Source organism: Pseudomonas sp. JV414 (assembly GCF_032424305.1).
Lineage (GTDB): Bacteria > Pseudomonadota > Gammaproteobacteria > Pseudomonadales > Pseudomonadaceae > Aquipseudomonas > Aquipseudomonas lini.
This window is the reverse complement of sequence record NZ_VYKC01000003.1, coordinates 44,527-65,123: the sequence shown is the minus strand read 5'-3', so window position 1 is coordinate 65,123 and position 20,597 is coordinate 44,527. Positions and strand designations below refer to the sequence as shown.

At 60.2% G+C, this 20,597-nt stretch carries 23 protein-coding genes; 13 read left to right on the top strand and 10 right to left on the bottom strand.

What is annotated here, in order from left to right; all coding sequences use genetic code 11:
- Positions 1–206 precede the first annotated feature (206 nt).
- Entirely contained in the window at positions 207–611 is a 405-nt protein-coding gene (locus F6R97_RS05000) for a TraR/DksA family transcriptional regulator (RefSeq protein WP_007907888.1), read from the top strand.
- A gap of 218 nt (positions 612–829) precedes the next feature.
- Positions 830–2,434 (top strand): methyl-accepting chemotaxis protein, encoded by a 1,605-nt coding sequence (locus F6R97_RS04995; protein ID WP_315866155.1) that lies wholly within the window; start codon positions 830–832, stop codon positions 2,432–2,434.
- 74 nt (positions 2,435–2,508) lie between these two features.
- Here F6R97_RS04995 and F6R97_RS04990 read toward each other — a convergent pair whose 3' ends face one another.
- The 3 genes from F6R97_RS04990 to F6R97_RS04980 form a co-directional block, all read right to left on the bottom strand.
- The gene (locus F6R97_RS04990; protein WP_315866154.1) at positions 2,509–2,748 is read right to left on the bottom strand and encodes a DUF2789 domain-containing protein; all 240 of its coding nucleotides are present in this window, start codon (positions 2,746–2,748) and stop codon (positions 2,509–2,511) included.
- Positions 2,749–2,898: 150 nt separating this feature from the next.
- Positions 2,899–3,129: a hypothetical protein gene (locus tag F6R97_RS04985; protein ID WP_007907881.1), complete on the bottom strand. Its 231-nt coding sequence runs from the start codon at positions 3,127–3,129 to the stop codon at positions 2,899–2,901.
- Between the two features lie 147 nt (positions 3,130–3,276).
- A complete protein-coding gene (locus tag F6R97_RS04980; protein ID WP_080772112.1) occupies positions 3,277–3,525 on the bottom strand; it encodes a hypothetical protein in 249 nt (82 codons plus the stop codon).
- A gap of 410 nt (positions 3,526–3,935) precedes the next feature.
- Here F6R97_RS04980 and F6R97_RS04975 point away from each other — a divergent pair, with 410 nt between their 5' ends.
- The 4 genes from F6R97_RS04975 (at position 3,936) to F6R97_RS04960 (ending at position 6,311) form a co-directional block, all read left to right on the top strand.
- Positions 3,936–4,406, top strand: coding sequence for a hypothetical protein (locus F6R97_RS04975; protein WP_007907879.1), 471 nt, complete (start codon positions 3,936–3,938; stop codon positions 4,404–4,406).
- Positions 4,406–4,609, top strand: coding sequence for a hypothetical protein (locus F6R97_RS04970; protein ID WP_038982606.1), 204 nt, complete (start codon positions 4,406–4,408; stop codon positions 4,607–4,609). The genes F6R97_RS04975 and F6R97_RS04970 overlap by 1 nt, the downstream gene beginning before the upstream one ends.
- Before the next feature lie 119 nt (positions 4,610–4,728).
- Positions 4,729–5,745, top strand: coding sequence for an ABC transporter substrate-binding protein (locus tag F6R97_RS04965; protein ID WP_038982605.1), 1,017 nt, complete (start codon positions 4,729–4,731; stop codon positions 5,743–5,745).
- 128 nt (positions 5,746–5,873) lie between these two features.
- Positions 5,874–6,311 carry a DUF3995 domain-containing protein gene (locus F6R97_RS04960; RefSeq protein WP_048397043.1) on the top strand — a complete coding sequence of 146 codons (438 nt, stop codon included), beginning with the start codon at positions 5,874–5,876 and terminating at the stop codon, positions 6,309–6,311.
- A 123-nt stretch (positions 6,312–6,434) separates the two neighbouring features.
- Here the strand turns inward: F6R97_RS04960 and F6R97_RS04955 are convergent, their stop codons facing one another.
- From F6R97_RS04955 to F6R97_RS04925, 7 genes are all read right to left on the bottom strand, one after another.
- The gene (locus F6R97_RS04955; protein ID WP_038982603.1) at positions 6,435–6,797 is read right to left on the bottom strand and encodes a Na+/H+ antiporter subunit G; all 363 of its coding nucleotides are present in this window, start codon (positions 6,795–6,797) and stop codon (positions 6,435–6,437) included.
- Complete coding sequence (locus F6R97_RS04950) at positions 6,794–7,072, bottom strand: K+/H+ antiporter subunit F (protein WP_038982602.1); 279 nt, start codon at positions 7,070–7,072, stop codon at positions 6,794–6,796. The genes F6R97_RS04955 and F6R97_RS04950 overlap by 4 nt, the downstream gene beginning before the upstream one ends.
- The gene (locus F6R97_RS04945) at positions 7,069–7,557 is read right to left on the bottom strand and encodes a Na+/H+ antiporter subunit E (RefSeq protein ID WP_038982601.1); all 489 of its coding nucleotides are present in this window, start codon (positions 7,555–7,557) and stop codon (positions 7,069–7,071) included. Before F6R97_RS04945 ends, F6R97_RS04950 begins: the two co-directional genes overlap by 4 nt.
- Positions 7,554–9,239 carry a monovalent cation/H+ antiporter subunit D gene (locus tag F6R97_RS04940; RefSeq protein WP_038982600.1) on the bottom strand — a complete coding sequence of 562 codons (1,686 nt, stop codon included), beginning with the start codon at positions 9,237–9,239 and terminating at the stop codon, positions 7,554–7,556. Before F6R97_RS04940 ends, F6R97_RS04945 begins: the two co-directional genes overlap by 4 nt.
- Positions 9,236–9,580: a Na+/H+ antiporter subunit C gene (locus F6R97_RS04935; RefSeq protein WP_008029186.1), complete on the bottom strand. Its 345-nt coding sequence runs from the start codon at positions 9,578–9,580 to the stop codon at positions 9,236–9,238. Before F6R97_RS04935 ends, F6R97_RS04940 begins: the two co-directional genes overlap by 4 nt.
- Positions 9,580–12,510, bottom strand: coding sequence for a monovalent cation/H+ antiporter subunit A (locus F6R97_RS04930; RefSeq protein ID WP_315866153.1), 2,931 nt, complete (start codon positions 12,508–12,510; stop codon positions 9,580–9,582). The genes F6R97_RS04935 and F6R97_RS04930 overlap by 1 nt, the downstream gene beginning before the upstream one ends.
- A 226-nt stretch (positions 12,511–12,736) precedes the next feature.
- Positions 12,737–13,744: a DMT family transporter gene (locus tag F6R97_RS04925; RefSeq protein WP_315866300.1), complete on the bottom strand. Its 1,008-nt coding sequence runs from the start codon at positions 13,742–13,744 to the stop codon at positions 12,737–12,739.
- A gap of 15 nt (positions 13,745–13,759) precedes the next feature.
- Here F6R97_RS04925 and F6R97_RS04920 point away from each other — a divergent pair, with 15 nt between their 5' ends.
- The 7 genes from F6R97_RS04920 (at position 13,760) to F6R97_RS04890 (ending at position 20,597) form a co-directional block, all read left to right on the top strand.
- The gene (locus F6R97_RS04920) at positions 13,760–14,323 is read left to right on the top strand and encodes a helix-turn-helix domain-containing protein (protein WP_038982597.1); all 564 of its coding nucleotides are present in this window, start codon (positions 13,760–13,762) and stop codon (positions 14,321–14,323) included.
- A gap of 156 nt (positions 14,324–14,479) precedes the next feature.
- The gene (locus tag F6R97_RS04915) at positions 14,480–15,682 is read left to right on the top strand and encodes an SfnB family sulfur acquisition oxidoreductase (RefSeq protein ID WP_315866152.1); all 1,203 of its coding nucleotides are present in this window, start codon (positions 14,480–14,482) and stop codon (positions 15,680–15,682) included.
- A 10-nt stretch (positions 15,683–15,692) separates the two neighbouring features.
- On the top strand, positions 15,693–16,130 hold the full coding sequence (locus F6R97_RS04910) for an acyl-CoA dehydrogenase (protein ID WP_048397031.1): 438 nt from the start codon (positions 15,693–15,695) through the stop codon (positions 16,128–16,130).
- Positions 16,130–17,533: an LLM class flavin-dependent oxidoreductase gene (locus F6R97_RS04905; RefSeq protein WP_315866151.1), complete on the top strand. Its 1,404-nt coding sequence runs from the start codon at positions 16,130–16,132 to the stop codon at positions 17,531–17,533. Before F6R97_RS04910 ends, F6R97_RS04905 begins: the two co-directional genes overlap by 1 nt.
- Positions 17,534–18,037: 504 nt before the next feature.
- Entirely contained in the window at positions 18,038–18,943 is a 906-nt protein-coding gene (locus F6R97_RS04900) for an AMP-binding protein (RefSeq protein WP_315866150.1), read from the top strand.
- Positions 18,940–19,716, top strand: coding sequence for an ABC transporter ATP-binding protein (locus F6R97_RS04895; RefSeq protein ID WP_048397024.1), 777 nt, complete (start codon positions 18,940–18,942; stop codon positions 19,714–19,716). The genes F6R97_RS04900 and F6R97_RS04895 overlap by 4 nt, the downstream gene beginning before the upstream one ends.
- Positions 19,716–20,597 carry a branched-chain amino acid ABC transporter permease gene (locus tag F6R97_RS04890; RefSeq protein WP_008014134.1) on the top strand — a complete coding sequence of 294 codons (882 nt, stop codon included), beginning with the start codon at positions 19,716–19,718 and terminating at the stop codon, positions 20,595–20,597. Before F6R97_RS04895 ends, F6R97_RS04890 begins: the two co-directional genes overlap by 1 nt.

Sequence of the window (20,597 nt, the reverse complement as noted above, 5' to 3'; positions counted from 1 at the left end):
CTGCCGTAGCGCACTTTCAGGGCTTTGTCCGACAGATTTGCTGTCTTTTCAGTTGCTGAGGCCTCAAGTCGGCCTTAGACTGCCGCCCCTCGTAAATTGAGTGCCGGGTGGCGCTTGGAATAAACGGCGCCTTTCCAATGACCGCTTCAGGTTCAACGGATCGCTCCCTAATTCGCCTTAATGCACGTTTTTTTATAGAGATATCAATGACAAAGGACAAGTTGCTGGCCATGCCGGCGGATGACTACATGAATGCCGAGCAGCATGCTTTTTTCTCCGAGCTGTTGCAGAACATGAAAGTCGAAACCCATGAGCGCATCGAGCAGAATCGCATCGCCATCGAGAGCCTGGACACCCCGGCCGATCCGGCTGACGCGGCTTCCGTCGAAGAAGAGCGCACCTGGCTGGTGAATGCGATCGATCGCGACCAGCGCATGCTGCCTCAGTTGGAACAGGCCCTGGAACGCATCAAGGAAGACAGCTTTGGCTGGTGCGACGACAGCGGCGAGGCCATCGGCCTGAAACGCCTGCTGATCAGCCCGACCACCAAGTACTGCATCGAAGCTCAAGAGCGTCACGAACAGATCGACAAGCACCAGCGTCAGGCCTGATTCAGTAGCGCCCCCATCGCGGGCAAGCCCGCTCCCACAGGTTCAACACGGACCTTGTGGGAGCGGGCTTGCCCGCGATGCTTTTCGACGTCTGTGAAAACACCCGCGCACTTCTATTGATCTGCTTCAACCCCCCACTACTAATGGACCATAGATAATGGCTTTGTAGTGGCGTTTAATGCGATCACAACAATTAGAAGACGCGTGGGGTGACGAAGATGACGAGGGACGGATCTCTGGTTGAGGCAATGCCTGCACCAGTACTTTTGCCGAAAAACCTTTGGCTGACGCCGACCCTGCAAAGCATCGCCCTGATGCTGTTGCTGTGCGGCATGGCATTGGCTGGCTGGTCGCTTTACCTTGGCCTGCCATTGGCCGTGCTGATTATCTGGCTGCCGCGCCTGCGCTCGCGCACTCTCCCTGATGCAACCCCTGCGGACAGTTCCAGCGCCATCGCCGAATTGACTCGCGATCTTTCCTACACCACCAGTCATAACGCGTTGTCGGCCGCCGGCGTGGCCTATTCGGTCAAGCAACTGGCGGACAAACTGCAATCGCAGCTCAACGCCGCGGCGCAGATTGTCAGCAGCGCCGAAGTGATGATCACCACCGAACACGCTACATCGAAACTCAGTCGAGAAGCCTTGAGCGCAGCCAGTGAAGCCCATCAGAGCAGCGCGGCAGGGCGCACGGAACTGGTCGAGTCCATTGCGCGCATGCATCAACTCAGTCAGCGCGCCAGCAGCAGCCGTGAGCTGATCGAAGCCCTGAGCCTGCGCAGCGACGATATCCAACGGGTAACGCTGGTAATCCAGTCCATCGCCAGCCAGACCAATTTGTTGGCGTTGAACGCGGCCATTGAAGCGGCGCGGGCCGGCGAGCACGGTCGCGGCTTTGCGGTGGTGGCCGATGAGGTACGAGGGCTGGCCGCGCGCACGGCGACGGCGACCGGTGAAGTCGGGGAGATGGTTGCCGACATTCAACAACGCACGGCGCAAGTGGTGGAACAGATTCGTCAACTGGCGAGCGATCTGAATACTGGCGTCGCGCAAGTCGAGCATACCGGACAGCACCTGGAAAACATCGCGCGCCTGGCCGCCGGCGTCGAAAGGCAGGTCGGGGAAATCGCTCAGGGCGCAGACACCAACCGCGAGCAACTCGACAGTCTGTTCCATGCCATCGAACAGATGCGCAGCGATCTGGCGATCAGCGACCAGCAGACTCAGCGGCTCGCCCAGGCAGCGGTGCAAATGGAAGGGCAGGCCGAAACCATCAGCGAACGTCTCGCCGCAGTCGGACTGGATGACTATCACCAGCGGATTTACGACCTGGCCCGCGAAGGGGCGAGTCAAATTGCGGCACGCTTCGAAGCAGATATCGATCAGGGTCGAATCAGCCTCGATGACTTGTTTGATCGCAATTACCAGGCGATCCCCAACACCAGCCCGGCCAAATACCAGACCCGCTTCGACCGCTACACCGATCAGGTATTGCCGGCGATTCAGGAACCGTTGCTGCCGCGCCATGAAGGCCTGGTGTTCGCCATCGCCTGCACACAGCAGGGTTATGTGCCGACTCACAACACCGTGTTCAGCCAGCCGCTGACCGGTGATGTGCAGGTCGATACCCTGCAAAACCGCACCAAACGCAAATTCGCCGACCGCACCGGGATCCGCTGTGGCAGCCATCAACAGGCCGTGCTGTTGCAGACTTACACCCGCGACACCGGTGAACTGATGCACGACCTGTCGGTGCCGATCATGCTCAAGGGCCGGCATTGGGGTGGTTTGCGCCTGGGTTATAAACCAGAACGTCCTCGCTGAGAGGAAGCGTGCAGGGCTGCCTGGTTGGCGCAATTGAGCGCCGAAATGCCCGACAGCCTGCATTGAACCCTTGGCTAGTGGATCTGGTGCATGCGCAGGTTCAGGTCGTCGACCACGTGCGCCCAATCGGCGTCTTCACGCAGTTGTTCCTTGAGGAAGCCGGCTTGTTGCGGGGTCCAGAACTCGGCGTCGATGAGTTTCTTGTCATCGGCCAAGGGGGAATGACGGGCAATGAAATCTTCGATGGCCTTCTCGCTGGAGTCCAGGCCGAGCTGGTCGAACAAGCCTTTCAAATCATGTGTGGGTGAATCCATCTTCATCTCCTTGCAGATAATCCGTCGCGTCGAGTGCGAGATCCGAGGTGCGGCTTCATTGCATCTGAGAGGCATTTGAGAGAACCGCGCTTCAGGAGTTCGATAGCGAATTTCAAAAGCAGGAATGAGCATAGACTGCAAATCCGATGATCAGGCTTTCAATGCCCCTTCATCGACGGCAAGCTTCAGGGCTTTAGCGGCTTCCTGGGCGGCGACGGCCGCGACATCGGCGGTCTTGAACCAGCGATCCTTTTCGACCTGGTGATACGTCACAGCGGTCAACGGCGGTTTGGCGCGCATGATAATGACGGCCTGGAATTCGCCTTCGACCTCTCTGGCTTCGCCCCGGATAAAAAATTCACCGATATCAAATTCCGTCACGTAGCAGTCTTCCCTTGGAAATAGTTGTTGTATTGAACGCCGTCCGCCCTGTGGACGGGTTTCATTGGTCGGGCAGTATGGCAGTAGTTGCCTGCCGGCGGCTGAGTTAAGTCGCCGACATGACGAAACGTCTATGGAAATGAATGGTCAGCTGCGTGCCTCGAGTGAACGGGCAAGGGCGCAGGCTTCGTTATGATTGCCGCGGAAACCTCTTACACGTCCGGTGGATATTTCCTTGATGTGGAAAAAGGCGTTGCCGGCCAATACCACCTGAAAGCGCGGGAGTAGACGCTCTTCAGGCAGGAAGTCCTGCGGCGGAAGTCCCATCGAATGCAGAAGAGGCGAGCCGTTTGTGTACCGCGTGTGAGGCTGGGCAAAGTGAGTCAGTGTGCACATATGAAGTCCTTTTCGTGGTTTTACCGACGTGTGTACGTTGTTATGGGTAGTCTCGGTGAGCATCGCTGCTCTAGAATCGCCATCAATGGTTGGCGATTGATGCCCATCTAAAGCAATTTTTTACTGGCGATATGTCGGAAAAGTGCTTTTTTTAAAGAGATTTTTCCCTAAAGTTGGTAATCCGGTTTTATCTGGCCGTCAGAAGGGCGTTTTCCTTCAACATCTGACGACCGCCAGGCAAGACGACGTGAGGGATGTTCCAGTAATCTTCTCAAACCTCGCGATGAATGGGCCCTCTGCCCGTTCCAGGATTCGACCCGGGTCATTTGGCTACACCTCGGCATTGCCGCTTTTTTCTGCTGTGCGCGTTTCCGGCGTACGGCGTCATTTTCAGATGTGGGGATGTTTCCTTGGCAGTAAGTAATCTCGATATGCATGCTTTGTTCGTACTGGGTGATTTGCGCGCAAAGCTGGTTAAACAGTTTCAGTCACGTTTCGTCTACATCACCGAACAGAACGCTGAAGGCATTTACATTGCCGAACTCGACACCGAGTCAGCGCTGGTGGTGGATGACAAACCAGGGCTTAAACTCAAGGTCGGCGATCATTTCAGCGCTTCCGTGTTGCCTAGTCGCGAAGGCGGCAAGCTGGACATCAAGTTCCGTGAAATCAAGCTGACGGTGTACGGGCTGGGGGATTACGCGTTCGTGACCACCGCAGACGGCCACGGCATTGTGTTCAAGGAAGGTCATAGCGTGGTGATGGTGTTCGCAGCCCATCAACAATTGCAGGAAGGCCTGACCAAAACCCTGAAAGCCGTGACTGCCAAGGCCGCCAAGTGGCGCAAGGGCGAACTGGTGACCTTCAAGGCCAGCGAGTAATGACCCTGACCCGCGCCGATTTCCACGAACAGAACCAGGCCAGTGCCCACGCCGAGGCGCAGCGACTGTTGGCTCAAAAGGCCGTTCTACAGGGAACCTGGCTGAGTTGGGTGGCGTCACAGATCTACCTGTTGCGTCCGGCGGCGTACGCCAGCATGGTCAGAAGAGAGCTTGCTCGCTTGCAGGAACCTTGCGAAAAGTAATCCTCGCCCCTCGAAAGCAGGAACCTCAACTACAGTCAGATGACTGAGTATTCAGAGGCTTGCGGTCTTCTTTGTCAGGCCATCCTGCTATTGCTGTGAACAGCACGAGGTGCAAAAGCATGAAGGGATTTCGACGGTTACTGGCCACTACCCTGGCCACGTTCAGTTTATTGGCTTCACCCGTCCCGGTGTTCGCTGCCCAGGCGCCGATCCATTTCGCCGACCTGAACTGGGAAAGCGGCAGCCTGATCACCGATATCCTGCGGATCATTGTCGAGAAGGGTTACGGCTTGCCGACCGACACCTTGCCGGGGACGACCATTACCCTGGAGACCGCACTGGCCAACAATGACATTCAGGTCATTGGCGAAGAATGGGCCGGTCGCAGTCCGGTCTGGGTCAAGGCTGAAGCCGAGGGCAAAGTCGCGGCCTTGGGCGATACGGTCAAGGGTGCCACCGAGGGCTGGTGGGTGCCGGAGTATGTGATCAAGGGCGACCCGGCCAAGGGCATCAAGCCGATGGCGCCGGATCTGCGCAGTATCAGTGATCTGCCACGCTACAAAGACGTGTTCAAAGACCCGGAAACCCCGGGCAAGGGACGCTTCCTCAACAGCCCGATCGGCTGGACATCGGAAGTGGTCAACAAGCAGAAGCTCAAGGCGTATGGGCTGGACGACAGCTACGTGAACTTTCGCAGTGGTTCAGGGGCGGCGCTGGACGCAGAGATCAGTTCGTCGATTCGTCGCGGCAAGCCGGTCCTGTTCTATTATTGGTCCCCAACGCCGTTGCTCGGCCGTTTCAAGCTGATTCAACTGCAAGAGCCGCCGTTCGATGCCGAAGCCTGGAAAACCCTGACCGACGCTGACAACCCCAATCCGAAACCGACTCGCTCGCTGCCCTCGAAGCTGTCCATCGGCGTGTCCACGCCATTTCAGAAACAGTACCCGCAGATTGCCGAGTTCTTCAGCAAGGTCGATTTGCCGATCGAAGCATTGAACAAGGCCTTGGCTGACATGAGCGAAAAACACACCCCGCCACGTCAAGCGGCGGAGGCGTTCATGAAGGCGCACCCGGACGTGTGGCAGGCCTGGGTGCCCAAGGATGTGGCAGACAAAGTCTCTGCGGCCCTGAAATAAAACCGATTTATGTACACCCGGGAATGCTCGGGTGTACATAAATCCCTACGGGGGAGATAGCGAATACCCTTACAAAAACGCGTAAGGAAGTTCATCCTGCTGCAACATTTCACGCTGGATGTCTGAATATGAGCCTTTTGGTCGCGCAATGGATTGCTGCAATCTTTTTATTGATCAGCCTGGTCCACCTGTATTGGGCTGCGGGTGGCAAGTGGGGCAGCGAGGCGGCGGTGCCGCGAGTGCCCGGGGAGGGCGGTGAGGCATCAAGGCCGGCGTTCAAGCCGTCGGGCTTTGCCACGTTGCTGGTGGCGGTGGGTTTACTGCTGATCGCGATGCTGGTGTGCCTGCGGGTCGGGCTGTATCTGCCCACGGTGCATCACTGGTCGTTGCAATGGGTGATCAGCGCAATCGCGATGCTGATGTTCGCCCGGGCGATCGGTGATTCGAATCTGGTGGGGTTCTTCAAGCAGGAGAAGGGATCGAGGTTTGCCCGGCTGGATACGTGGGCGTATTCGCCGTTGTGTGTGGTGTTGGGGGCCGGGTTGTTGGCAGTGGCCTGGATCTGATTCGGGACAAGCAAGATCAAAAGATCGCAGCCTTCGGCAGCTCCTACGGATTTGATGTCATACGCCACAATTGCGATGACCACGACCAATGTAGGAGCTGGCGAAGCCTGCGATCTTTTGATCTTAGCTCCCCGTTTCCGTGCGCCGACTACTCACCTCAGCCGGCACATCATCCCCCGCCATGCGCTTGCGAAACAGCGCCGCCCGGGCCAGCAATAGCGTGGTCACCGGCACGGTGATCGACAGCAGAACCGGAATCAGCCAGGCATGCAGCACCGGCGCCGACTTGAGTGCCGAAAAGTAAATAATCGAAGCCAGCGCCACGCACCACGCGCCTAAGGTCGAGGCCAGCGCCGGAGGGTGCATGCGCTGGAAATAATCCTTCATCCGCAGCAGCCCGACCGCACCGATCAGCGTAAACAGGCTGCTCAGCACCAGCAGAATCGCCACCGCCATTTCAACCCACAGAGACAATTCAGCGTTCATTCGATCACCTCGCCACGCAGCAGGAATTTGGCCAGGGCAAACGAGCCGACGAAGCCGAACAGGGCGATCAGCAGCGCCGCCTCGAAATAAGTGTCACTGGCATAACGAATACCCAGCGTGAGCATCATCAGCATGGCGATGATGTACAGGTAATCCAGTGCCAGAACCCGATCCTGGGCCGACGGGCCTTTGAACAGACGGATCAGGGTCAGAATCATCGCCACCGAAAAGATGAACAGGCTCAGCAGGATCGCGTTCGACAGCAATGCGCTCATTCGAAGATCTCCATCAAGGGGCGCTCGTAGGTCGCCTTGAAGTGCTGGATGAATTGGTTTTCGTCATCCAGATCGAAGACGTGCAGCAACAGAATGCTGCGATCCAGCGCCAGCTCCGACCAGACCGTGCCGGGGACGACTGTGCAGATCATCGACAGCGCCGCCAGGCCGTTGGCATCGCGCAAATCCAGCGGCACCTTGATGAACTGCGAGCGAGGCGCACGACGGCCCGCGTTGAGCACGCCCCAAGCCACGGCGAGGTTGGACACGATCACGTCGCGCCCGACCAGCAAGAACAAACGCAGGATCACCCCAGGCCGACGAATGCGGATCGGCAGCGGCCGCAGCTTGCGCATCATCAACGGCGCGCAGAACCCCAGCACGGCGCCCAGCAGTAGATTGCCGGGGCTCATCGACAGGTTCAACACCAGCCACAGCAGCCACAGTGCCAACGACAACCAGGGTGCAGGAAACAGGCGCTTCATGGTTGCACCTCCACTTGTGCTGCGCTGGCCTGCGGGTTCGGAATCGGGCGGGTGCCGAGCACCGCCATCACGTATTGCTGCGGATTATTCAACGCTTGAGCGGCAGCCTGGGTGTAGCGCAGCAGCGGTTCAGCCTTGAACGTCAGCGCAATGCTCAGCCCCAACAGAACGACGATCGGCACGCATTCCAGGCGCCGCAGCAAGGGCGATGGCCGCTCTTGCGGGGTCCAGAAACGCTGGATACCCAAGCGCGAAAAAGCGATCAGCGAGGCCAGCCCGGACAGAATCAACAGGGCGAGCAGAGCCCACGCTCCGTTCGATATCGGTTCGTCGCTGCCAATACCCAGACCCAGCGGATTGAGCAAAGCGCTGAGCAGGCTGAGTTTGCCGATAAACCCTGAAAGCGGCGGCATGCCGATGATCAGCAGGGCGCAGGCGATGAAGCTCAAACCGAGGAAAGCCATGGTCCAGGGAATCACCTGTCCGACCACGGCTTTGCGGTCGTCATCGAGGTTGAAGCCTTTGGGCGGCTGCAAAGATTCCAGGGGCCGTGGAAGCAGCTCGCCGTCATCGAACAGTGGCATTTCGTTGGCCGAACGCGAGCGCTCGATCAACTCGGCCAGCAGGAACAGTGCGCTCAAGGCCAGGGTCGAGCTGACCAGATAGAACAGCGCCGCGCCGATCAGGTTCGGCTGGGCGAAACCGATGGCCGACAACAGAATGCCTGCCGACACCAGAATGCTCAGGCTGGCCATGCGTTCCAGGCGTTGTGCGGCGAGGATCGCCACGGCGGCGCAGACGATGGTCGCCATGCCGCCGTAGATCAGCCAGTCGCCACCGAAGTACGCGGATGCCCCGGCCTGCCCGGAGAACAGCAGCGTCCACAAGCGCAGCAAGGTATAGACGCCGACCTTGGTCATGATCGCGAACATCGCCGCCACCGGCGCGCTTGCAGCGGAATAAGCCGGCACCAGCCAGAAGTTCAGTGGCCACATCCCGGCCTTGGCCAGGAACGCCACCGCCAGAATCGCCGCGCCGGCGTGCAGCAAGCCGCGATCGGCTTCCGGCACCAGCGGGATTTTCAGCGCCAGGTCGGCCATGTTCAGCGTGCCGGTAACGCCGTAGATCAGCGCCGCGCCGATCAAAAACAGCGACGAGGCCAGCAGGTTGATCGAGATGTAATGCAGCCCCGACGACACCCGCGCCCGACCCGAACCGTGCAGCATCAGCCCGTAAGAGGCGGCCAGAAGCACTTCGAAGAATACGAACAGGTTGAACAGGTCTGCCGTCAGGAAGGCCCCGTACAGGCCCATCAGCTGAATCTGGAACAGCGCGTGGAAACTCGAACCGGCACCGTCCCAGCGCGCCATGGCGAACAGCAGGGCGCTGACGCCGATGATCCCGGTCAGCACCAGCATCAGCGCCGACAGGCGATCGACCACCAGCACAATGCCGAACGGCACCGGCCAGTTGCCCGGCAGGTACACGCCGATGGAGCCGGGCACGCCAGTGGTTTGCGTCCATTGCAGCAGCATCACGGCAATGCCCAGCCCCAGCAGGCTGGAGAACAGATTGATTTTGGCCTTTAACGGACGGTGTTTCTCACCCAGCATCAGCATTACCGCGGCGGTCAGCAGCGGTAGCAGAATCGGTGCCGCGATCAGGTGCGCCATCGGATTCATTCTTTAGGCTCCCGGCCATCCACATGGTCGGTACCGGTCAGGCCCCGGGAGGCGAGCAGCACCACCAGGAACAGCGCGGTCATGGCGAAGCTGATGACGATCGCGGTCAGCACCAACGCTTGCGGCAGCGGGTCGGTGTAGTGCAGCAAATCCTGAGGCACGCCGTCCTTGATGTTCGGCTCCTTGCCGATGAACAGGCTGCCCATGCTGAAAATGAACAGGTTGACGCCATAGGACAGCAGGCACAGGCCCATGACCACCTGGAACGTCCGTGGCCGCAGCACCAGCCACACGCCGGACGCGGCCAGCACACCGATGGCGATTGCGATGACTTCTTCCATCAGATGGCTCCTTGCGTGGCAGCCACTTTGGCCGCGGGCTTGGGTTGCGCGCTGGTTTTATGACCACGTACCGATTGGTGGGCGAGGGCGGTCAGGATCAACAGGGTCGAGCCGACCACCACGGCGTACACGCCAATGTCAAAGAACAGCGCGCTGGCGATGTGAATGTCGCCCAGCAACGGCAATGTGAAATGCCAAGTGTGGGTGGTGAGGAATGGATAGCCAGCCGCCATCGCCCCGAGCCCGGTGACCGTGGCGAACAGCAGCCCGGTGCCCATCCAGCGCAGCGGTCGCAGGCTCATTTGCGCCTCGACCCACTGGGTGCCGGCGACCATGTATTGCAGGATGAACGCCACCGACATCACCAGACCGGCGACGAAACCGCCGCCCGGTTGATTGTGCCCGCGCATGAACAGGTAGACCGACACCACAAACGCAATCGGCAGCAGCAGACGCACCAGCACCGCTGGCACCATCATGAAACCGAGCGCGGTGTCGCTGGCGTGACGCGGGTTGACCAGGTCGGTGACCACATCCGGCGCGAGCAAACGTTGCTGCGCCGGCAGCTGCAGGCTTTCTTTCGGCGGGCGGAAGCGTCGCAACAGGGCGAACACGGCCAAGGCCACGGCCACCAGCACGGTGATTTCGCCGAGGGTGTCGAAGCCACGGAAGTCCACCAGCATCACATTGACCACGTTGCTACCGCCGCCTTCGGGCAGGGCGCGACTGAGGTAGAACGAGGAAATGTCGTTGGGCGTCTGGCGGGTCAACATCGCGTAGGACAGCAGCGCCATGCCGCCACCGACCGTGATCGACAGCAGCAAGTCGCGGATCCGGCGGATGCGGGCCTTGCGCAGGCTGCTCGGCAATGGCGAGACCTCTTCGATCCGTCGCGGCAGCCAGCGCAGACCGAGGAGGATCAACACCGTGGTCACCACTTCCACCGCCAATTGCGTCAGGGCCAGGTCCGGTGCCGAGAACCAGACGAAGGTCACGCAGGTCATCAGGCCGCAGACGCTGACCATGGTCAGGGCCGCGAGCCGGTGATACTTGGCTTGCCACGCCGCGCCAAGGGCGCAGGCAATCGCCAGCAACCAGAGGGTGACGAACACGATCGAACCTGGAATTTTCGGCCGGTCGCCCCAGCTCAGGCTGCTGTGCAGCATCGGGATCAACCCGGCCAGCACCGCGGCGAGCACCACCAGAAACAGTTGGGTTTGCAGGCGCCGGGTACTGATCCGCCGCTCCAGACGACGAGCCAGGCGCATCATGATCACCAGGCTGCGCTCAAACAGGCGCTTGCCGTTGAAGTGGCTGATCACCGGCGGGTGCGTGAAGCGCCCGCGCTTGAGCTGATTGCGCAGCAGCAGATAGAGGGTGATGCCGCAAGACATGGCAATCAGACTCATGATCATCGGCGCGTTCCAGCCGTGCCAGATCGCCAGGCTGTACTCGGGCAGCGTGCCGCCCACCACCGGCAATGCCGCTGCCGCGAGCAACGGGCCGACCACTTGAGCGGGGAAGATCCCCACCACCAGACAGGTGAACACCAACAATTCCACCGGCGCGCGCATCCAGCGGGGCGGCTCGTGCGGGGTGTGCGGCAGGTCAGTGGCGGTCGGGCCGAAGAACACATCGACCGTGAAGCGCAGGGAATAGGCGACGCTGAACGTCCCGGCGATGGTCGCGACGATCGGCAGGGTCATCTCGATCCAGGCTGTCGCGTTGATGAACACGGTTTCGGCGAAGAACATCTCTTTCGACAGGAAACCGTTGAGCAGCGGTACGCCGGCCATGGAGGCACTGGCGACCATGGCCAGGGTGGCGGTGAACGGGATCAGTTTGATCAGGCCGCTGAGTTTGCGAATATCCCGGGTGCCGCTTTCGTGGTCGATGATCCCGGCGGCCATGAACAGCGAGGCCTTGAACGTGGCGTGGTTGAGAATGTGGAACACCGCGGCCACGGCGGCCAGCGGACTGTTCAGCCCCAGCAGCAAAGTGATCAGGCCCAGGTGGCTGATGGTCGAGTAGGCCAGCAGACCCTTGAGGTCATTCTGAAACATCGCGCAGTAAGCGCCGAGCAACAGGGTGCAGGCCCCGGCTCCGCTGACGATGTAGAACCATTCTTCACTGCCGGACAGCGACGGCCACAGGCGCGCGAGCAGGAAGACCCCGGCCTTGACCATGGTCGCTGAGTGCAGATAGGCCGAAACCGGTGTCGGCGCCGCCATGGCGTGGGGCAGCCAGAAGTGGAAGGGGAATTGCGCACTTTTGCTCAAGGCGCCGATCAGGATCAGGGGAAGCAGAATAGGGTAGAGGGCATGTGCGCGAATCAGATCGCCGGCGGCCAGGACCTTGTCCAGGTCATAGCTGCCGACCACATGGCCGAGCAGCATGACCCCCGCCAGCAAACACAAGCCACCGGCACCGGTGACCATCAACGCCATGTAGGCGCCACGTCGCGCATCGGCGCGGTGGTGCCAGTAGCCGATCAACAGGAATGAGAAGAGGCTGGTCAGCTCCCAGAAAAACACGATCTGGATCAGGTTGCCGGAGATTACCAACCCGAGCATGGCGCCCATGAACGCCAGGAAAAACGCGAAGAAGCGCGGCACCGGATCGTCCGGCGACATGTAGTAGCGGGCGTATAGCGAAACCAGCGTGCCGATGCCCAGTACCAGCATCGAGAACAGCCAGGCGAAACCGTCCATGCGCAGAACGAAGTTCAGGCCCAGGCTCGGTAACCAGAAGAACTCTTCGCGGATCACGCCGCCATGGGCGATTTGCGGGTACAAGAGGGCGACCTGGACGGTGCCGATAAGGGCAACCAGGCCTGCCAACAGCGATTCGGTGTTACGCGCGTTGTGCGGCAGCAAGGCTGCCAGACAGCTGCCGATAAAAGGCAGAAGCAGTAGAACTATCAGGGACATAGGCTTCTAATCTGCGGAAGTTTGTGAAGCATCATACGTGCCAGCTCCCGGATCACCAAACGCCAAGCTGTCGCAGAATCCTACAAGGTAAACGGAAAATTCCTGTTTATCATTGTTTCAAAGGAGAGGGGGAACCCCCGAAAAGATCGCAGCCTTCGGCAGCTCCTACAAGGGAATGCGTACTCCTGTAGGAGCTGCCGAAGGCTGCGATCTTTTGATCTTGCTGTTAATTGCCGCTTTCACTCTCCAAGGCTTCATCAACTTCGGTAGAAGCCTTACCCTTAGTCTTCAACTCACTGACAATCACCGCCGCCACAATCAACCCCGCCCCGACCAACGCAATCGCTGGCAACCGCTCCCCGGCAATCCGCCCGACAATCCCGGCCCACACCGGCTCCCCGGCATAGATCAGCGTCGCCCGCGTCGGCGACACACTCTTCTGCGCCCAGTTCATCGCCACCTGAATCGCCGCACTCGCCGCGCCCAGCCCCAATGCGCTGCACAACAATAACCAGGAGAACCCCGGAATCACTTCCTGAGTCGGCACCACCATCAGAAATGCCAGCACTGAAGTCACCGCCAGTTGCACCACCGTTACCCGGCGCACGTCGACCTGGCCGGCGTAGGTGCTGATCAGAATGATCTCCGCCGCAATCGCCACGGCGCTGATCAATGTGGCGATTTCCCCAGGGCTGAAATTGAACGAAGCGCCGGCGGGTCCCGACAACAGCATCAACCCGGTAAAGGCCAGCATGATCCCGATACTCGGCATCAACCCCGGACGCCGACCCAGCACCAGCCATTGCAGCAACGGCACGAACGGCACATACAGCGCGGTAATAAACGCCGACTGACTGCTGGGAATGCTCTGCAAACCCACGGTCTGCAGGCCATAACCGAGCATGATCGCCACGCCGATAAACGCCCCGGCCTTGAGTTCGAACAAGGTCAGTTCGCGCAGATGACGCCAGGAGAACAGGGCAACGATGCTCGCCGCCGCGGCAAAGCGCAGACCGACGAAAAACATCGGCCCGCTGACGGTCATTGCATGCTGCACCAGCAAAAAGGTCCCGCCCCAGACCATGGTGATCAGCACCAGCACGCACTCAGCTTTGCTGAACCGTGAGAAACGGGAGGAAGCAGGGGAGGAGTTCACCGACGTCATGACCTTGCGTGCTACCTGAGGGAGACGCACAATGCGCCGGAAGTTGGGCAGTATACTGCGCAACACCATCAAGTGAGCAATATAGTGCACAAAGATTCCACCCAACGGGCCTCGGTTCTCCAGCACGTCAGCCAGAACGTCCGACGTCTGCGCCACGCCGCCGACATGAGCCAGACCGCTTTGGCCGAAAAGTCCGGGGTCAGCCGCCGCATGCTGGTGGCCATCGAGGCTGGCGAGAAGAACGTCAGCCTGACCACCCTCGATCGCGTGGCCGAAGCACTGGACGTCGCCTTCAGCGATCTGATCCAGGCCCCGGATGCCCGCGATCCGAGCCGTATCAACGAAGTCGCCTGGGCGGGAACGATCCCCGGCAGTAAAGCCGTTTTACTGTCAAAAGCCACCGCCACCCGTGAAGTGGAACAATGGGAATGGTGCCTGCAACCGGGCGAGGTTTATCCATCGCAGCCGGATGCCGAAGGCTGGAGTGAGCAGATTTATGTGTTCGAAGGCTGCCTGACCCTGATGCTCGGCGACCAACCGCAGAAAATCGCCGCCGGTGAATTCTTCATGTTCGCCAGCAACCAGCCACATTCCTATCGCAACGACGGGGAAGTGGCGGCGCGGTTTGTGCGTAATGTGGTGATCTGACTGTTTGCCGACCAACACTGGATAAGCACTTTGCTGTTTTAAAGCTGCAAGTGTTTCTCGGATAGTTAATTAAGCTATTGAAATAAAACAAATTTAGTTTCAGGCACGACTCCTGCAAAAGCTCTGGGGCATTCACCAGAATCCCGGAGTCGGCCCATGACAGCCTCTGCCCAACCCTCGCAAACCGCCCATGTGATCCATTCGGACGCCGAGGCGATTGCCGTCGCACACAAGCTAGCCGCACGCTTCGCTATCGAGGCCAGCGCTCGTGACCGCGAGCGACGTCTGCCGGTCGTTGAACTCGACGAGTTCTCCGCCAGTGGTTTATGGGGCATCACCATTCCCAAAGAATACGGCGGTGCCGGCGTGTCCTACGTGACGGTCGCCGAAGTGATCAAGATCATTTCCGCCGCCGACCCGTCCCTCGGCCAGATCCCGCAAAACCATCTGGGCGTGCTCGACATCCTGCTGCAAACCGCCACCGAAGCGCAGAAGCGCTATTACTTCGGCAAAGTCCTGCAGGGTTATCGTTTCGGCAACGCCTTCTCCGAATCCAAAAGCAAAAATGCCGGTGCCTTTGAAACCCGTATCCGTTTCGATGAAGACACCGCGCAAATCGACGGCGAGAAGTTCTACTGCACCGGCGCCTTGTTCGCGCACATCGTGCCGGCGGTGGCGGTCGATCAAGAGAACAAGGCTTTCATCGCCTTCATCGAGCGCGACAATCCCGGGTTGACGGTGATCGACAGTTGGGATGGTTTCGGCCAACGCACCACTGCCAGCGGCGGCGTGACCCTGAACGCGGTGAGCGTGCCTTTGAGCGCGGTGATTCCGGCCCACAAGGCGTTCGACGAACCCACCGCCGACGGCCCGATCTCGCAAATTATCCAGGCAGCGGTGGATACCGGCATCGCCATCGGCGCCCTGGAGGAAACCAAGCGTTACGCTCGTGAAGCCCGCCCATGGATCGACAGCCAGCAGGATCACGGCTGGCAGGACCCGTTCAGCATCGCCGCCATCGGCGATCTGGAATGGCGGGTTCACGGCACCGAAGCCATCCTGAAAAAAGCCGGCCAAGCCATCGACGGCGCGTTGCTCAAACCCAATGAGGACACCGTTGCCCGCGCCTCGGTGGTGGTCGCACAGGCGAAAGTCCTCTCTGCCGAAATCGCCTTGCTCACCAGCAGCAAACTCTTCGAACTCGCCGGCACCCGCTCGGTGCTCGGCAAGTACAACCTCGACCGTCACTGGCGCAACGCCCGGACTCACACCTTGCACGACCCGGCACGCTGGAAATATCACTTGATCGGCAACTACCTGCTCAACGGCGTGAAGCCTGCGCGCCACGCCTGGAACTGAGGAGCGACCCATGAACGCCTTGACCCAACCAATTGTTACCGGGCAGCCCCTGGCCAAGCCTCAGCACGACTTGCACAACGCTCGCAGCTTGCTCGATGCGACGTTGCGTTTCGTCCGGCAAAAGACCCAAGCCACGGATGATCCTTACGTCATCAGCCGCTTCGGCGATTTGCACATCCGGATTGAAGTCGCCGCCGCGCTGCTCGAACGCGCCGAAGACTTTCTGAACAGTGTTGATGACGACACGGAAATCAGCGTCGCCATCGCCGAGTCGCACCTGGCCAGCGCGGATGCTTTAAATGCCGTCAGCAATGCCGAATTCGAACTCACCGGCCAACGTACCGTGTTGCCTGGATCGCTGGATGATCCGCTGCGTTGGAAGCTCCACCTCATTGGCAACTTCCGCCTCAACGGCATCCATCCACCCAGCGTGCGGAGTGTCGTTTGATGGCCCGTGAAATTCGTCTCAACGCCTTTGACATGAACTGCGTCGGCCACCAGTCGCCGGGTTTGTGGGCGCATCCGCGGGATCGATCCTGGCAGTACAAGGATCTTGAGTACTGGACCGATCTGGCGAAGATCCTCGAACGCGGCAAGTTCGACGGTTTGTTCATCGCCGATGTGCTGGGCATATATGACGTCTACAACGGCAACGGTGACGCGGCTATTCGTCAGGCGGCGCAGGTACCGGTCAATGATCCATTGCAACTGATCCCGCCGATGGCGCTGGTCACCGAACATCTGGGTTTCGGCCTGACCGCGTCGCTGTCCTTCGAACACCCGTATCCGTTTGCCCGACGCCTGTCGACTCTCGATCACCTGACCAAGGGCCGCGCCGGCTGGAACATTGTCACGTCGTACCTGGAAAGCGGCGCGAAGAACCTCGGCCAGAAAGCCCAGACCGAACACGACGCCCGTTATGACTTCGCCGAAGAGTACCTGGAGGTTTGCTACAAGCTGTGGGAAGGCAGCTGGGAAGAGGGCGCGATTCTGCGGGATCGCGAGCGGCGGATTTTCAGCGATCCGAGCAAAATCCACGAGATCCGACACGTTGGTAAACACTTTCAGGTGCCGGGCATTCACCTCTGCGAGCCTTCACCGCAACGTACGCCGGTGCTGTATCAGGCCGGCGCCTCGAGTCGCGGCAAGCAGTTCGCCGCCGAACATGCCGAGTGTGTGTTTGTCGCCGCGCCGTCGAAAGTGCTGCTGAAGAAAACCGTGGGCGACATCCGTCGCCGGGCGGCCGAGGCGGGGCGCGATCCGTCGAAGATCCTGATCTTCAATCTGCAAACGGTGATCCTCGGCGAGACCGACGCCAAGGCCAAAGCCAAGTTCGAAGAATACAAAACCTGGGTCAGTTATGAGGGCGCCATGGCGTTGATCTCGGGCTGGACCGGGATCGATTTCAGCCAGTTCAAACCGGATGAACCGCTCAAACACGTGCACACCAATGCCATTCAATCGGCGGTGGAGGCGTTCTCCACGGCGGACCCGAACAAGGTCTGGACGCCGAACGAACTGGCCGATTGGGTTGGGATCGGTGGTTTCGGGCCACTGTTTGTCGGCAGCCCCGAGACCGTCGCCGATTTGCTGCAGGAATGGGTCGAGGAGACCGATGTGGATGGCTTCAACCTGGCTTATGCGTTGACCCATGAAACGTTCATCGATGCCGTTGAGTTATTGGTGCCGGAGTTGCAGAAGCGTGGGGTGTACAAGACCGACTATGCGCCGGGGACCTTGCGCGAGAAGTTGTTTGGCGAAGGGGCGCGATTGCCGGAGATACATCCGGGGGCGGGCTATCGAGACTTGGCGGGGTTGCGGCGGCAGGAGAAGAAAGTGGTGTCTGCGTAGACGCCTTCGCGGGCAAGCCCGCTCCCACAGGTTTCGTTTCGCCGGCGATATTTGTGGACGACACAAAACCCTGTGGGAGCGGGCTTGCCCGCGATGAGGCCAGTACGTCCAACATCGATGTCGCCTGTCACACCGCCATCGCGGGCAAGCCACGCTCCCACAGGTTTCGGATCGCCTGCGATATTTGTGGACGACACAAAACCCTGTGGGAGCGGGCTTGCCCGCGATGAGGCCAGTACGTCCAACATCGATGTCGCCTGTCACACCGCCATCGCGGGCAAGCCACGCTCCCACAGGTTTCGTATCGCCGGCGATATTTGTGGACGACACAAAACCCTGTGGGAGCGTGGCTTGCCCGCGAAGAGGCCGGCACATTCAACATTGATATAGCCAGTTACATCGGTTTCGCGAGCAAGCCCGCTCCCACATTGGGACGGTGGTGTTTTACAGATTCCAGCCCAGCGGACCACCGCACGCTTTTGCCCATGGATAAGAGGTAAGCCAATGAGCGTGCATGAACTCAAGCGTCCGCCCATCGCGGACACCGCCGAATGGCAGGTCAAGGTGCCTCGCGCCCTGGAACAGTTGCAGCACTGGGCGCAGGTCAGTCCGTTGCAGCCGGCCTTGCGACACAAGCGCCACGGTCAGTGGTTCGTCTGGCGCTGGATCGATGTTTTGCGCGATGTCGAGCGGTTGGCCGATGGTTTGCGTCAGCAGGGTTTTACCGAAGACTCGCGCCTGGCCTTGAGCGGTGTGTTCGAGCCCAATCTGTTGCTGCTCGCATTGGCTGCCCGGCACATCGGCGCCGAACTGCTGACGCTGCCGGACAACCTCGACTCCGAGGAGCTGCACAAAGCCTTATGGCGCAGCCGTCCAACTCACGCGTTCGTTCAAGGGAGACAGACGCAGCAACTCTGGACCAACCAAGGCCTGACGCTGCTGAATTTCGCCGAATTACTCGGCCCGGTGGACCCTGCGCAACGCCTCAACCGCTGGAATCAAGACGCGCAACTGTGGAGCGAAGAGGGCACCCAGTGGCAGCACGGCCTGACGGTGCTGCTGGAACAATGGCTGACCAGCGGCCAATCCCTGGCCTTCCCGGAAAGCCCCGGCAGCGCCAGCCGCGACCGTCGTGAAGTGGCGCCGTCCGGGCTGCTGCTATCCGCCGAACGCCTACAACAATTGGCTGCAGAAATCGACAGCCGCCTCGCGCCCCACGGTACCTGGCGTCGACGCCTCTGCGACTGGGCCATCGCCAACCCGGAAAAGGGTTTGCAACGCTTGATCAAGAACCGCGTTCGCCGCCTGTTGGGCTTCCACAACCTGCATTTCATCTGGCAAGCCCCCCGCATTTCCGATGCTCAACCCGAGTCGACCTGGCTCGCTGAATTCAAACGGGACATCGCATGAGCTCGACCGACTCCATTCTGCAAGTCAGCGGTATTTCCCTGTCCTTCAAAGGCGTGAAGGCGATCAATGAACTGTCGTTCGATGTGCGCCGGGGCGAGATCTGCGCGCTGATTGGCCCCAACGGCGCGGGCAAGAGTTCGCTGCTCAACGTGCTGAACGGCGTGTACCGCTTCGATGCCGGTTCGATTGTGTTCGAGCAACAGCCGTTCAAGCGTATCGACCCATTGACCGCCGCACGCCGGGGCATCGGTCGCACGTTCCAGAACAACGCACTGTTCAAGAAAATGAGTGTGATCGACAACATCCTCACCGGCCTGTCCCGGCACCTGCGCAGCGGTTTCATTGAGCAGGCGCTGAACCTGCCAAGAGCCCGGCGTGAGGCTGAAGACTTCCGGCGGCAGGCCCAGGGCATTCTCGAATTCCTCGAACTGCAAGCCCATCGCGATGTGCCGGTGGGCAAGCTGTCCTATGGCCTGCAAAAACGTGTCGAGCTTGGCCGTGCCTTGATCGCCGGTCCCAGCCTGTTGCTGCTCGATGAGCCGATGGCCGGGATGAACGCCGAAGAGAAGCAGGAAATGGCCCGCTTCATCGCCGACATCAACCGCGACCTCGGCACCACGGTGGTATTGATCGAGCACGACATGAGCGTGGTGATGGGCCTGTCCGACCATGTGGTGGTACTCGATTACGGGCGCAAGGTCGGTGACGGCACGCCGGCCGAGGTGCAGGCCAATCCCGACGTCATCGCGGCGTATCTGGGAGTGGTGCACTGATGACGTTCTTCTTCGAAACCCTGCTCGGCGGCTTACTCGCCGGAACTATGTACTCGCTGGTCGCGATCGGCTTCGTGCTGATCTACAAGGCCAGCGGCGTGTTCAATTTCGCCCAGGGCGCGATGCTGCTGTTCGCCGCGCTGACCTTTGTCAGCCTGCACGATCAAGGCGTGCCGTTCGCCTTGGCGCTGTTGCTGACCGTTGTGGTGATGATCGTCGGCGCGTTATTGATCGAACGGCTGGTGTTGCGGCCACTGGTCAATCGCTCGCAGATCACCCTGTTCATGGCCACCCTCGGGTTGTCGTTCATCATCGAAGGCCTGGCTCAGGGCTTGATGGGGTCGCAAGTGCGGGCGCTGGATCTGGGCATCGACGACGTGCCGCTGTTTATCGGCGGGATGATGGTCAGCCAGTTCGACCTGATTGCCGCAGCGGCCGCCATCGTGCTGGTGACGGTGCTGGCGCTGCTGTTCAACAAAACCCGCATTGGCGTGTCCCTGCGCGCGGTGGCGGATGACACCACCGCCGCGCTGTCGATCGGCATCAACCTCAACCGCATCTGGCAGATCGTCTGGGCGGTGGCCGGCATCGTCGGGCTGGTGGCGGGATTGTTGTGGGGCGCGCGCCAAGGCGTGCAGTTCTCGTTGTCGCTGGTGGTGCTCAAGGCCTTGCCGGTGTTGATCATCGGCGGCTTCACCTCGATTGGCGGGGCGATTGTCGGCGGGTTGATCGTCGGTGCGGCGGAGAACCTCGCCGAGGTGTACATCGGCCCGCTGATCGGCGGTGGCATTACCCCGTGGTTCGCTTACGTCCTGGCTTTGGCCTTCCTGTACATCCGTCCCGCCGGCCTGTTCGGCGAGCGCGCCATCGAGCGAGTCTGA

Bases quoted from the DNA above. Each gene is read 5' to 3' on its own strand.
- F6R97_RS04990 (WP_315866154.1), bottom strand. From the start codon at position 2,748: ATGGATTCACCCACACATGATTTGAAAGGCTTGTTCGACCAGCTCGGC.
- F6R97_RS04910 (WP_048397031.1), top strand. From the start codon at position 15,693: ATGAACGCCTTGACCCAACCAATTGTTACCGGGCAGCCCCTGGCCAAG.
- F6R97_RS04930 (WP_315866153.1), bottom strand. From the start codon at position 12,510: ATGTCCCTGATAGTTCTACTGCTTCTGCCTTTTATCGGCAGCTGTCTG.
- F6R97_RS04950 (WP_038982602.1), bottom strand. From the start codon at position 7,072: ATGAGCGCATTGCTGTCGAACGCGATCCTGCTGAGCCTGTTCATCTTT.
- F6R97_RS05000 (WP_007907888.1), top strand. From the start codon at position 207: ATGACAAAGGACAAGTTGCTGGCCATGCCGGCGGATGACTACATGAAT.
- F6R97_RS04965 (WP_038982605.1), top strand. From the start codon at position 4,729: ATGAAGGGATTTCGACGGTTACTGGCCACTACCCTGGCCACGTTCAGT.
- F6R97_RS04895 (WP_048397024.1), top strand. From the start codon at position 18,940: ATGAGCTCGACCGACTCCATTCTGCAAGTCAGCGGTATTTCCCTGTCC.
- F6R97_RS04960 (WP_048397043.1), top strand. From the start codon at position 5,874: ATGAGCCTTTTGGTCGCGCAATGGATTGCTGCAATCTTTTTATTGATC.
- F6R97_RS04915 (WP_315866152.1), top strand. From the start codon at position 14,480: ATGACAGCCTCTGCCCAACCCTCGCAAACCGCCCATGTGATCCATTCG.
- F6R97_RS04995 (WP_315866155.1), top strand. From the start codon at position 830: ATGACGAGGGACGGATCTCTGGTTGAGGCAATGCCTGCACCAGTACTT.
- F6R97_RS04945 (WP_038982601.1), bottom strand. From the start codon at position 7,557: ATGAAGCGCCTGTTTCCTGCACCCTGGTTGTCGTTGGCACTGTGGCTG.
- F6R97_RS04940 (WP_038982600.1), bottom strand. From the start codon at position 9,239: ATGAATCCGATGGCGCACCTGATCGCGGCACCGATTCTGCTACCGCTG.
- F6R97_RS04935 (WP_008029186.1), bottom strand. From the start codon at position 9,580: ATGGAAGAAGTCATCGCAATCGCCATCGGTGTGCTGGCCGCGTCCGGC.
- F6R97_RS04905 (WP_315866151.1), top strand. From the start codon at position 16,130: ATGGCCCGTGAAATTCGTCTCAACGCCTTTGACATGAACTGCGTCGGC.
- F6R97_RS04925 (WP_315866300.1), bottom strand. From the start codon at position 13,744: ATGGTGTTGCGCAGTATACTGCCCAACTTCCGGCGCATTGTGCGTCTC.
- F6R97_RS04900 (WP_315866150.1), top strand. From the start codon at position 18,038: ATGAGCGTGCATGAACTCAAGCGTCCGCCCATCGCGGACACCGCCGAA.
- F6R97_RS04890 (WP_008014134.1), top strand. From the start codon at position 19,716: ATGACGTTCTTCTTCGAAACCCTGCTCGGCGGCTTACTCGCCGGAACT.
- F6R97_RS04980 (WP_080772112.1), bottom strand. From the start codon at position 3,525: ATGTGCACACTGACTCACTTTGCCCAGCCTCACACGCGGTACACAAAC.
- F6R97_RS04955 (WP_038982603.1), bottom strand. From the start codon at position 6,797: ATGAACGCTGAATTGTCTCTGTGGGTTGAAATGGCGGTGGCGATTCTG.
- F6R97_RS04970 (WP_038982606.1), top strand. From the start codon at position 4,406: ATGACCCTGACCCGCGCCGATTTCCACGAACAGAACCAGGCCAGTGCC.